We start from the raw sequence: 12,479 nt of genomic DNA on the forward strand, positions 1-12,479 counted from the left end.
TTGTTAGGACATTCTTACGTCATTAACTCGAGCGGCGCAAGCCCCGAAATTGCCGAGTTGGTTATCCGTTATCAAACGGTGACAAACGGGACGGTGGGATGGGCGGAACTCCGCAAGACGGCGGGGACGTTACGATGAAATTTGCGCCGAAAGGACCCACCGTGATCGACACGTCATCCGCACCATCGCCCCGCGAAGGCGCACGGCCGCCGACGATGGCCGATGTCGCTGAACGGGTCGGCGTGTCTCGCCAGCTCGTTGGGCTCGTGTTTCGAAATGCTGCGGGTGTCGGCGCCGATACCCGCGAGAAGATCTTGGAGGCCGCTCGCGTTCTGGGCTACAGCCCGAACACGGCGGCCCGCGCCTTGCGCGCCGGTTCGACCAAATACATCGGGGTCATCTTCGATCCCGCCCACTCGGCTCCGGTCGAAATCATCGAGTGGCTCTATGCCTTCGCCCATGAATCCGGCTACCGGATCGTGGTCAGCGCGCTGACACCGATCAGGGAGGAGAGCGAGGCGATCACCGAGATCGTTGGCCATCGATGCGAAGCTCTCATCCTGATCGCCCCACGATCGTCACCGGAGTTGCTGCGTCGCGTTGCCGGGCAGATTCCCATTGTCGTCATCGGTCGGGGCATCCCCAACAGTGAATTCGACCTCGTTCGCTCGCAGGGCGCCAGCGGAATCGACTCCGTCGTGACACACCTGGCCGGCCTCGGTCATACCGAAATCACCTACGTGCACGGCGTGGACATGCTGGATGGCGCCTTGCGGCTGTCCGGCTATCGTTCGGCTGTGCAGCGGCTCGCCCTCACCGAGCAAATCGTCGAAATTCGAGGGGACTACACCGAAGAATGCGGGGCGACCGCTGCGCGCATCCTGCTTGCCCGCGCGGCGCTCCCGACCGCCATCGTCTGCAATAACGACCAGGCCGCCCTCGGCCTCAGCCACACCCTCGCGGCCGCCGGGGTGCGAATTCCAGCGGATGTCTCGATCACCGGATTCGACGACAGTCGCGTCGCCCGCCTGTCGTTCATGAACCTCACGACGGTGCGTCAGGACCCCAAAGAGGTCGGCGAAGCCGCCATAGCCGCGGCCATCCGCCGGATCACCGGCAGGGGGGCGACGGGAACCGAAGTTTTCACGAGCGCCCGGCTGGTCGTTCGCGGCAGCACAGCCGTTCCCGCGCGGTAGTCAGCTGCCTTACCAGGCCAGCGCACCTAGACCAGTGCGAGAAGGCCGCGAGCCCATTTAACCGCGCCGTCGTTCGGAAGTGATCCATCGCAGGCGTCGTGACGGCCATAGACCCCCACCCGCTCAGCGCCGAGTTCGGTGAATCGACGGTCGATGATCTCGCTGCCCTGGCTGTAGGTCTCGTAGGTGCTGTTGCCCAGCCCGAACATGGCATAGCGGATGCCCGACAGGTCCGGCTGCTCGCTGCCTAGCGCCTCGAAGAGGGGCTTGGCGCCACCGGGGAGTTCCCCGTCGCCGTGCGTGGAGCAGACGACGAGGTAGAAGTCGTCGGTATTGAAGTCGGCGACGTCAAAATCTGACATGTCGTAGACGGAGACCTCCCGATCTCCCTCCAGCTCGGCGGCCAGGTCTTCGGCGACCAATTCGGCATTGCCGGATTCGGTTCCGTAGAGGATGACGGTTGTGCTCATGAACGTTCCATTCTCGTGGTGGAGGTCAATACGGGCAGTCCGGCGAATCCGGGCTTGCTTGGGGAAAACTCGCCGGCGTCCGCGGCGGCACCGATGGCGTCGGCCACCATCTTCGCGTCGGTACGGTTGGCGGGAATCGTGCCCTGCGGTCCGCGTCGGAGCCAGCCGACGCAATACAGCCCGGCCCCCAGACGCCCGATGTCGAGGTCGGTATCGACGGATTCGTGCAGGTGACGACGCAGCGGGGCATCCTCTGATTCGAGAAAGCCGATGGCCGTGAGCACGGAGTCCGCTGCCAGCCGCACTCTCGACCGGCTGCCGTCCGTGCTGCGCAGCAGTACGCCCTCAACCGAGTCGCCGCCGTCGATTCCTTCCGGCACCCAGCCGAAGTGAAACCGAACGGTGCGGGCATCCGCCTGAACAGATTCTTCGATGAGGCTGACGACGGCGTCCCGCTTCGCAGCGTCCCCACTCGCTGCGTTCTGCGGCTCGGAATCGACCTCGGTCAGCTCATTCGGGTCCGCCAAAAAGCGCACACGGGATATCTTGGCCAGTTCGCGAATCATGGCGGCATCAAATTTGGCCCGGTGCAGGCTGGATCGGCCAATGACATCGATGTGACTGACCGGCCCGGCGGTGATCGCGTTGACCACGTCATTGGGCACGCCATGGCCACGCAGGTCCTGCGCCGACATCAGTAGCATCCGCACCAGGTCGATGGCGACGTTGCCCTGGCCGACGATCGCCACTCTCTGGCCGAACACCACACCCTCGGCACTCTCGTCGGGGTGGCCGTTGATCAGGCGGGTGAGCCGCCCCGAGCCGTAGATTCCGGCCAGGGCGGTGCCGACCAGTGGCACGCCCACCGCCGGGCCAGGGATGTCGAGTGCCCGATCGGCCGACAGCCCGGTGGCGAGCACGACGACGGTGAACGCTGCCCGCAACTGGTCGACGGTAACCTGACGGCCGATTTCGGTGCCCCCGACGAAGCGCACACCGCCCTGTTCGAAGAGGCGGTCAAACTGCCGAGTCACCGCTTTCGTGCCGACGTGATCGGGCGCCACTCCGTAGCGAACGAGCCCGTAGGGCAGCTCCAGCCGATCGAAAATCACGATTTCGGCAGTCGGCCAGCGTTTGCGCAGGAAATGCGCGACATAGCAGCCCGACGGTCCACTACCGACGATCGCGATGGAGTATGCGGCGGAAGCACTCGAGTTGTCCACTGCACTCATTGCTGCTGCTCCTTCGTAGTGTTTGGTGCCGATTCGAACTTTGTCAGGTCAATATAGCATCATTTACTAGCACGTGCTAGTGCGTACTTCAATCGCCGACGAAGAACCGATACGAGGCGCTGAAGCCCACGGCGTTTGCGTTGGCGCCGCAGCGGCTGCGGGCGGCATGGTCCTCCCGACGGTAGGCCAGGCGTCGGGGCGGTCACTCCTCCACGTCGGAGACGGGGCACTTTCGTGCGGATCAACCGCGTCGGCGAGCCGCATTCTGCTTGGCGGACACCGTGTAGATCGCACCGGTCGTCACGTTTTCCTCGAGCTCCTCGAGGGTGCGACCCCGGGTCTCCGGCGTTTGCGTTGCCACGAAGACCAGAGCGACGACCCCGACCGCGGCGAACAGGAAGAACGTCCCTGTGATGCCTGCCGCCTCCACCAGGGTGAGGAAGTACAGCGAGAGAAATCCGTTGGTCAGCCACAGTGCGAAGATCGACACACCGATGCCGAAGCCGCGCATGTGCAGCGGGAAGATCTCCGACAGATAGACCCATATCGCGATGTTGAGAAACGTCTGCACGGCGCCAACGAAGGCCACGACGAGAAACAGGATGATGTAAGGACGGATCGGGTTTCCCACGGGCAGCATCAGCGACGCAAACCCGATCAGCAAGTGGCACGTGGTCGTCAGCGCGAAGCCGATGATGAACGTCTTGCGTCGGCTGATGCGGTCAATCAGGGAGAGGGCTATCAGACCGCCGATCACCGCGATCACCCCGGGAGCAACGTTCGCGATGAGGGCAGCGCTCTGATCAAACCCGGATTCGATGAGTACGGTCTGACCGAAGTACATGATCGAGTTGATTCCGGTGAGCTGCTGGGCGATACCCATTCCAATCCCGATGAGCAGGATGCGCAAAAGGTTCTTGTTGGTAAGGATCGAACGCCAGCCAATTTGATTCGTCTCGCGCTCCGCATTGGTGATGTTCTCCACCTCGGCAAGTTCAGCTTCGGCATGATTCTCCGGGCGAATGGTTCGTAGGATCGTGAGAGCCTCACCGGTTCGGCCCTTCTCGACCAGCCAACGTGGAGACTCAGGCATCCGCAGCATGCCGAAGAAGAGCACGATCGCGGGGACGACGCACACCGCCAACATGATGCGCCAGACGCCCGGCACGTCCCCCCAGATTGTGCCGATGATCGCATTCACGACAAAGGCGGCCAGCTGGCCAACGACGATCATGAGCTCATTGCGGCCCGCAAGCGACCCGCGGATCTCGTACGGCGCCATCTCCGCGAGGTACACCGGCACGACACCGGATGCGCCACCGACCGCGAGCCCGAGGAGAATGCGTCCCCCGACAAGAATTTCGAAGTTCGGCGTAAACACACAGACGAGCGCTCCGACGAAGAACAGCGCCGCAAGCAGAATGATCGTCCTACGGCGACCCCACGAGTCGGCAATGCGACCGCCGACAAGGGCACCGATCGCCGCAGCGAACACGAGCGAACTGGTGACGACACCCTCGGTAAAGACGGTTAGCCCCAGCTCTTCGGACATCGGGCGCAGGGCGCCATTGATAACGCCCGTGTCATAGCCGAAGAGAAGACCGCCGAACGTGGCGATGAGAGCGACGATACCGAGGCGTTTGCGATACGGCCCGGGCGTCAGCGGAGGCAATCCAGGTGTGCTCGACGTTCCAGCGTGAGTATCGGAACTCGTCATCTCGACTCCTTCGTCTGGGACTACGGCGATGAAGCCCAGAATATATTCATATTACCGTCTCATATGACAGTATGTCCTGTCAAATACGCCGAATCTAAGGCAGGGCAGGGACGGCAAGCTCGCCGGTGAGGTACTGCGCGCGACCGAACCCGAAGGACCAGTCCTGCGGGCCGCTCTCCACGTAGCCTATGAACACGTCTTCCCCCGCAACACCGACCGCTGCAAGGCACAGGGCGATCTCGCTGTAAAGAGCCTGCTTCTCCGCGTCGCTGCGACCACGCTGCGTAAAGATCTGGATGATCACCGGATCGGTCCGCTCAAAACCGAGGCCGGCATCCTCGGCGATAATCGTCGCCGCCGGACGAATAGTCACAACCTGGAAGCGGTCACGGACGGGGATGCCGTAGACGGCGACGATGGCGACGTGCACGGCGTCGGCAACGGCGGCGGAGTTCGTGCGGGCTTCACTGTGGTCGATGCGAACGAGGGGCATGGGTTCTCCAATAATTGCAAATTCGGTGCGCTCGAGAGTGCACGGCTCATCCAACCAGAATCAGGATTTCTCAGGGGCCGACCTGCCGGTTGAGGCAATGGCATCCGTCATCGTTTCGCGCTGATAAATGGCCGTCTCGTCCGCCGTCTCGTCCTCCGCGAACACACTTGAGACCATCACGGTGTCTGGCCGGTCGAGAAACCCGATCTCCCTGAGTCCGCCGAAGAACTCGGGCCAGTTCACATCTCCGTCCCCCATTTTAAGGTGTTGGTGCACCCGCACCGCGTTGCCGGGCGGGTTGGTGATGTATCGCAATCCGTGGGAGGCGTGGTGATTCATGGTGTCGGAAACGTGCACCAGGCCGAGCTTGTCTCCGGCCGCGCGCATGATTTCCAGGGGGCTGTTGCCGTAGTGGAACGTGTGCGAGGCCACGTAGACGAAACCGACGTTCTTCGAATTGATGCCACGAATCACCCGCAAGGCCGCGAGGCCGTCTTCGACGAAGTCATCGGGGTGCGGATCGATCAGCACCCGGATCCCCTCACGCTCGATGATGGGCACGAGCTCCTCCATCGACCGGTAGAAGGCGCGTTCCGATTCCTCAGCCAGCTCGGGCCGGCCGCTGAATTCGGTGTTCATCGTCTCAACCCCGAGCTCCACCGTGATCTGAATCGCCCGTTTCCAGTAGCGTACGGCCGCTTCCCGAGCGTCTTCGTCGGGACCAGACCAGCGCAGAACCGGCAGAACGGATGCGACGCCCACTCCGGCATCCGTGCACGCCGTCTTGAATGCCTGCACGAGCTCATCGTCGGCCTTCGGATGGTTGAAGAACGGAATAAAATCGGCGTGCGGAGTGAGCTGCAGCCACTTGTAGCCGAGGTCCGCGGCGAGCCGGGGAAACTCAAGCAGCGCGTGCGAGTGATGGAACGGTGTGGGGTCGAGTGCGATCTTCACGGTGGCCTTTCGAAAACTTGGGGTGGGTGAAGGCTAGTTGTAGAACGCGGGACGCTCGGCGTAGACGACGTCGACGCGCTCACCCGTGGTGAGGGCCGTGACTCCGGCCGCGCAGGCCGCGGAGGCGAGGTAGCCGTCCCAGGCGCTCGGTCCGTCGATCTCTCCGCGCTTGGTGGCGTTCACCCAACGTTGGATCTGGCTGTCGTAGGCGGCCGCGAACCGAGTCTTGAAGCTCGCGTTCTCGACTCCGCCGTAACGGCCGTCCTGCCACAGCGTCATTCCGGTGGTGCGGCCGATCTCGGCGATTGCCTTCTGAAAGACGGCCTCGGTCTTGACCTGGTAACCGAACTGCACGCTGACGTTCATCTCGACGTTGGCCAGCACTCCGCTCTCGGTGTACAGCAGCACGAAGATCGGCTCGTTCAGGTGGTCGGGCGACAGGGTGTTGCGTTTGCCATGCTTGACCTCGATAGCCACGATCGGCGAATCGGTGAGGTAGCGCACCACGTCGATCTCGTGCACCACCGAGTCTTCGATCAGCATGGTATTCGTGTACGAGTCGGGCACCGTTCCGTTCCGGTGCGCGCAGTTGAGGGCGAGCAGCTCCCCCGCGGTGCCACCGGCGATCAACTCCCGCAATTCCATGTATTCCGTATCGAAGCGGCGCATGAAACCTACCTGGATGAGCTTTTTACCGGTCGCCTGTTCCGCTTCGAGAATGCGCAGGGATGCCTCTGGCGTCGGGGTCAGCGGCTTCTCGCAAAGGATCGGGATGCCCGCAGCGAGGGCGGGTAAGAGGACCGGCTCGTGGAACTGGCCGGGTGTGGCGATCAGCACGGCCTCGACGACTCCGGCAGCAAGAGCGTCGTCCAACGTGGTGAAATGCACCGCACCGGGAGCGTGTGCCAGTGCGGCCTGAGCGCGACCCTCGTCGGGTTCGACGATGGCGCTGACCCGGGCACCGGCAATGCGTTCAGTGATGCGGATGACGTGGTCGGCTCCCATGAGACCGGCACCGACGACGGCAATGTTGAGATCAGGCATAGTTCTTCCTTTGAAACGTTTGGGTTGGGATAGAGACGGATGCTGCGCAACTTAACGGATGCGGGCGGCCTGGGTACAGCTGAAGATGTGTTCACGGGTGCGCTGGGCGATCGGGAACGGAAAGTCGATGGCGCAGCCATACATGTCCTGCTCGATGATGGCGAACATGTCCGGGTTGATTTCAGCAGCCTTTTCGATGATCGGTGCCAGCTCCGGCACGCCGTCGAATCCCGGCTCCGTCATGACGCCGAGCGCGACGGCGTCAACGAACGCCATGTCGTTTTTCAGCACATCGGCCAGAATGTCGGGTTCAACCTGCTTGAGGTGAAGGTAGCCGATGCGGTCGGGGTAGGCCGTCATGAGCTTGACGTTGTCGCCCAGGTAGTACGCGAAATGCCCCGTGTCGAGGCAGAGATTGGTGAAGGCCTGGTCGGTCTCCTGGAGAAAACGTTCCACCTCGCGATAGGTGCCAACATGGCTGTCCGCGTGCGAGTGGAATTGCTGCTTGATTCCATACTCTTCGAGCAGGGCCTGGCCGAGCTTGTCGTGGCCGGCAGCGAGCTTCTTCCACTGGTCATTGTCGAGGTTTCGCGATTCGAGCACCTCGGCCGTGGCATCGGAACGCCACAGGTCCGGGATCACAACGAGGTGTTCGACACCCAGCTGGGAGACGAGCCCGGCAACGTCGAGCGCCTGGTCCCAGGCCCGCTTCCATTGGTCCTCACCCTTGTGAAAACCGGTGAAGACGGTGCCAGCCGACAGTTTCAGGTCTCTCTTGGCCAGCTCATCGGCGAGCTGCGCCGGATCGGTGGGGAGATAACCGAAAGGGCCGAGTTCCAGCCAGTGGTAGCCGGCAGCCTGCACCTCGTCGAGAAAACGTTCCCACGGAATCTGCTTCGGGTCGTTCGGAAACCATACGCCCCACGAGTCGGGAGCGGTGCCGATGCGAATCTGGGATTCCGACATGACTAGTTGTTCCTTTCGAGGGCGCCGTGGCCGAGAAGCGGCTTCTGGCGGGACTGGTGTGCAAGATACTCGGTGCGAGCCTGCTGAGTACTGGGCAGGGTGGAGACGGCGGCGACGGGTACGTCCCACCAGCCTTCGCCGTCCGGTGCATAGAGTTGTGGGTCGTTGTTGATGTGGATCATGGTGGCGCGGGTCGAAGCCTTGGCCGTCTTCATGGCGGCGGACAGGTCGGCGATCGCGTTGGCACTGGGTTCGATTGAAATCACATCGAGGCCGTAGCTGGCGGCATTCGCGGCCAGGTCGATCGGCAGGATTTCGCCCTGCTCGAAGTTGTTGCCCGCCTTGTCCTGGTAGCGGTACAGGGTGCCGTAGCGTTGCGATCCGACGTCCTCGCTGAGGTGTCCAATCGAGGCGTAGCCGTGGTTCTGGATCAGCACGATGATGAACTTGATGCCTTCTGCGACAGCCGACACGATCTCGGAGTGCATCATGAGATACGAGCCGTCGCCGACCATCACGATGGAATCGCGGGTCGTGTCGGCCCTGGCGACTCCGATGCCGCCGGCGATCTCGTAGCCCATGCAGGAAAAGGCGTATTCCACGTGGTAGCCGAGGTCGTCGCGCACGCGCCACAGCTTGTGCAGATCGCCCGGGAGCGAACCGGCGGCGCAGACGACGACATCTCGGGGGTCGGAGGCCTGCTGCACGGCACCGATGATCTCGGCCTGGCTCGGCAGTGCCAGCCGGCGGTCCACAAACGACTCATCGACGGCGGCATCCCAGGTGGCCTTCTCCCGGGTGTAGTCCGACTTGAAGTCGGCCGAGACGTGGAATCCCTCGAGGGCCGCGGTGAGTTCAAGAAGCGACTCACGGGCATCCGCTACGACGGGGATGGCGCTGCCGTGCTTGAACGCGTCGAAGGAGGCGATGTTGATATTGATGAATCGCACGTCGTCATGTTGGAAGGCCGTGCGGCTCGCAGCGGTGAAGTCGCTGTAACGGGTACCGATGCCGATGATCAGATCGGCCTGAGCCGCCGCGCGGTTGGCGGCGGTCGTTCCGGTAGCACCGACCGAACCGAGGTTCTGGGCGTGGTCCCAGCTGAGCGAGCCGACTCCGGCCTGCGACATGCCCACCGGAATGCCGGTGGCTTCAACGAATTCGCGCAGCGCCGCGGTCGCATCGGAGTAGATCACGCCGCCACCGGCGATGATCATGGGGCGTCGGGCGCTGGAGATGGCCCTGGCGACCTCGGCAATGATGCCGCGGTCCGGGCGAGGGCGACGAACGTGCCACTCGCGGTCGGCGAGGAATTCCGTCGGAACCTCGACGAGTTCGGCCTGGACGTCTTCCGGAAGGGCGATGGTGACGGCGCCGGTCTCGACCGGGTCGGTCAACACGCGAAGGGCACCGAGCGCGGCCGAAAACAACTGCTCGGGGCGGTTGACCCGGTCAAAGAAGCGCGAGAGTGGCTTGAAGGCATCGTTGACGCTCATGCTCGCGTCGTGCGGAAGCTCGAGCTGCTGCAGTACCGGGTCTGACACGCGGGTGGCGAAGGTGTCGGAGGGTAGCAGCAGCACCGGAAGCCGATTGGTCGTCGCGACCGCCGCGCCCGTCAGCATGTTGGTTGCACCGGGGCCGACGGAGGCCGCGCAGGCGAAAGTGGAACGGCGACGGGTCATGCGGGAGTAGGCGATGGACTCGTGCACCATTCCCTGCTCGTTGCGGGCCTGGTGGTACGGCATCAGGGTGGGGTCCTCGACGGACAGTTGTTTGAGGGCCTGGCCGATGCCGGCGACGTTGCCGTGCCCGAAGATTCCGAAGGTGCCGACGATGGTGCGCTCACGGACGTCACCGTCAACGGTGTACTGGTGGGCGAGGAACTCGATGAGCGCCTGGCTGACTGTCATACGTCGGGTTGTCACAGCGTTGTGTCCTTTCGGTGGTGCCGCGTTCGCGAGCAGGAGAAGTTATGAGGTGTACGGAAGCCGGGAGTCGAATTCCTGGCCGACCCAGGTGTCCCTGATCCAGCCGTGCGCCGGGTCATCGCTGATGCGCCACGAGCGGTCGGGGTCCGGTCCGGCCATGACATTGAGGTAGTAGAGGTCGTAGCCTGGGGCGGCAACGCAGGGACCGTGCCAGCCGAATGGCACGAGTGCGACGTCGCCGGTGTGGACCTCAGCCATGATGTCGATCGCGCCGGCCTCCGAGGAGTACGTGCGCATGAGGCCGAACGGGTTCGCAGTGTCCGGCGCGGTCTGGCCGCGGGTGACGTGGCTCTCGAAGTAGTAGATCTCTTCCAGCTTCGACTCCACACCGTCCCGGTATTCGTCGTGCTTGTGCGGCGGGTAACTCGACCAGTTCTCGGCCGGGGTGATCACCTCACAGACGATCAGTCGGTCGGCATCGAGGCTCGCCGGGGTGCCGAAATTGTGCACCTGGCGGCTCGACCGGCCAGCCCCGCGCAGCTCGATCGGGACATCCGCTTTGGGAATATGAGCCACTGGAAGCGCCTGATCCGTCGGCGCCTCGGCCACCGCCACCCGGCCAGCACCGTCGATCGACAGCGCGGTGCCGGTGGGCAGGTAGAGCGTGTCGGTGGGTCCGTGAAAAACGGATTCCCGCCCCGCGAGCACCTGCACACGCGCCTCGGTCTCCCCCGAGAGCGTGTAGCGCACCGTAAACGACCCGGCCAAGGGAACCACAATACGTTCGACGGCTTCCGCCGCGAGCGACACGGAGTCCCCGTCATTCAGCGCGGCGACGCGGATTCCGGTGTAACGCCATCCGCTGATGGCCTGGTCGACGACGGATTCCCAGCCGTCACGCTCAAGCGTGCCTCGGGCGTAAAACCAGTCAGCGGATGGCGTTGTCACGATCAGGCGTTCTGGGGGAAGCCGAGGTTGATGCCGCCGTGGCTCGGGTCGAGCCAACGGCTGGTGATGGCCTTGCCGCGGGTGAAGAAGTGCACGCCCTCGACGCCGTGCGCCTTGGTGTCGCCGAACAGCGAGTTCTTCCAGCCGCCGAAGGAGAAGTATGACACCGGCACGGGGATAGGTACGTTGATGCCGATCATGCCCACCTCAATCTCGTTCTGGAAGCGGCGGGCCGCGCCACCATCGTTGGTGAAGATGGCGGTTCCGTTGCCGAAGGCGCCGGAGTTGATCAGGTCGACTCCTGCCTCGTAACTCGCCACGCGTACGACCGACAATACCGGTCCGAAGATCTCCTCGGTGTATGCCTTCGAGGTCACCGGCAGGGCGTCGATCAGGGTCGGGCCGAGCCAGAAGCCGTTCGGGTCGCCGTCCACCTCGATACCGCGTCCGTCGACGACGATGTTGGCGCCGTCTTCCTTCGCGATGTCGATGTAGCTGGCAACCTTGTCGCGGTGTACCTCGGTAACGAGCGGGCCCATATCGCAGGCGCGACGGCCGTCGCCCACGGTAAGGGTGTTCATGCGCGCGACGATCTTTTCGATCAGCACGTCGGCGACGGGTTCGACAGCGACGATCACGCTGATGGCCATGCAACGCTCCCCCGCGCTGCCAAAGCCGGCATTGATTGCGGAGTCGGCGACGAGGTCGAGGTCGGCGTCTGGCAGCACGAGCATGTGATTCTTGGCTCCCCCGAGGGCCTGGATGCGCTTGCCGTGGCGGGTGCCGGTTTCGTAGACATACTGGGCGATCGGGGTCGAGCCCACGAAGGAGATGGCCTTCACGTCGGGGTGCTCGAGCAGGCCATCGACGGATTCCTTGTCGCCCTGCAGTACGGTGAACACACCGTCGGGGAGGCCTGCCTCCTTGAGCAGCTTGGCCATCCAGATGGCCGAGCTCGGGTCTTTCTCGCTCGGCTTGAGGATGACGGTGTTGCCGGCCGCGAGGGCGAGTGGGAAGAACCACATCGGCACCATGGCCGGAAAGTTGAACGGGCTGATCACGGCGACGACGCCGAGGGCCTGGCGAGTGGAGTAGACGTCGACGCCGGTGGAGACGTTTTCGGAGTAGTCGCCCTTGAGCAGGTGCGGAATGCCGCAGGCGAACTCCACAACCTCTTGGCCGCGGGAAATCTCGCCGAGAGCATCGGAGAGCACCTTGCCGTGCTCGCTCGTGATGATTTCGGCCATTTCACCCTTGCGGGCGTTCAGCAGTTCGCGAAAGCTGAACAAGACCTGCTGGCGCTTGGCCATCGACAGGTCGCGCCAAGCGGGGAAGGCCGCCTTGGCGCTGGCAATAGCGGCCGTAATCTCGGCCTGGTCGGCGAGCGACACGTTCTTGGTGACCGTGCCGAGGGCGGGGTCGAAGACCGGAGCTGTGCGGCCGGAGATTCCGGGCTGTTCTTTTCCGTCGATCCAGTGCGCGACGAGGGCTAAGTCAGTGGTTGTTCCAGGCATAGTTGTCTTCTTTCTGA

General features: G+C 63.5%; 11 protein-coding genes. 1 reads left to right on the top strand and 10 read right to left on the bottom strand.

The genetic code is table 11. The features are described 5' to 3' along the window. Positions 1-161: 161 nt before the first annotated feature. On the top strand, positions 162-1,196 hold the full coding sequence (locus tag E3O06_RS12395; protein ID WP_166788207.1) for a LacI family DNA-binding transcriptional regulator: 1,035 nt from the start codon (positions 162-164) through the stop codon (positions 1,194-1,196). Positions 1,197-1,222: 26 nt separating this feature from the next. Here E3O06_RS12395 and E3O06_RS12400 read toward each other — a convergent pair whose 3' ends face one another. The 10 genes from E3O06_RS12400 to E3O06_RS12445 all read right to left on the bottom strand — a co-directional run bounded on the left by E3O06_RS12400 (position 1,223) and on the right by E3O06_RS12445 (position 12,462). Continuing rightward, a complete protein-coding gene (locus tag E3O06_RS12400; RefSeq protein ID WP_134503694.1) occupies positions 1,223-1,666 on the bottom strand; it encodes a flavodoxin domain-containing protein in 444 nt (147 codons plus the stop codon). After that, complete coding sequence (locus tag E3O06_RS12405) at positions 1,663-2,898, bottom strand: FAD-dependent oxidoreductase (RefSeq protein WP_134503695.1); 1,236 nt, start codon at positions 2,896-2,898, stop codon at positions 1,663-1,665. Before E3O06_RS12405 ends, E3O06_RS12400 begins: the two co-directional genes overlap by 4 nt. A 241-nt stretch (positions 2,899-3,139) precedes the next feature. After that, a complete protein-coding gene (locus E3O06_RS12410) occupies positions 3,140-4,615 on the bottom strand; it encodes a sugar porter family MFS transporter (RefSeq protein ID WP_134503696.1) in 1,476 nt (491 codons plus the stop codon). 94 nt (positions 4,616-4,709) lie between these two features. Then, entirely contained in the window at positions 4,710-5,108 is a 399-nt protein-coding gene (locus E3O06_RS12415; protein ID WP_134503697.1) for a tautomerase family protein, read from the bottom strand. 60 nt (positions 5,109-5,168) lie between these two features. Next, positions 5,169-6,062, bottom strand: coding sequence for a sugar phosphate isomerase/epimerase family protein (locus E3O06_RS12420; RefSeq protein ID WP_134503698.1), 894 nt, complete (start codon positions 6,060-6,062; stop codon positions 5,169-5,171). Positions 6,063-6,095: 33 nt separating this feature from the next. Continuing rightward, on the bottom strand, positions 6,096-7,106 hold the full coding sequence (locus E3O06_RS12425) for a Gfo/Idh/MocA family protein (RefSeq protein ID WP_134503699.1): 1,011 nt from the start codon (positions 7,104-7,106) through the stop codon (positions 6,096-6,098). Positions 7,107-7,157: 51 nt separating this feature from the next. Then, a complete protein-coding gene (locus E3O06_RS12430; RefSeq protein ID WP_134503700.1) occupies positions 7,158-8,072 on the bottom strand; it encodes a sugar phosphate isomerase/epimerase family protein in 915 nt (304 codons plus the stop codon). Between the two features lie 2 nt (positions 8,073-8,074). Next, on the bottom strand, positions 8,075-9,982 hold the full coding sequence (iolD, locus tag E3O06_RS12435) for a 3D-(3,5/4)-trihydroxycyclohexane-1,2-dione acylhydrolase (decyclizing) (RefSeq protein ID WP_134503944.1): 1,908 nt from the start codon (positions 9,980-9,982) through the stop codon (positions 8,075-8,077). Between the two features lie 60 nt (positions 9,983-10,042). After that, positions 10,043-10,948, bottom strand: a complete 906-nt coding sequence (gene iolB, locus E3O06_RS12440; protein WP_134503701.1) for a 5-deoxy-glucuronate isomerase — start codon at positions 10,946-10,948, stop codon at positions 10,043-10,045. Between the two features lie 2 nt (positions 10,949-10,950). Beyond that, a complete protein-coding gene (locus E3O06_RS12445) occupies positions 10,951-12,462 on the bottom strand; it encodes a CoA-acylating methylmalonate-semialdehyde dehydrogenase (protein WP_134503702.1) in 1,512 nt (503 codons plus the stop codon). Positions 12,463-12,479: the final 17 nt, after the last annotated feature.

It is taken from the genome of Cryobacterium glaciale, assembly GCF_004402535.1.
Lineage (GTDB): Bacteria > Actinomycetota > Actinomycetes > Actinomycetales > Microbacteriaceae > Cryobacterium > Cryobacterium glaciale.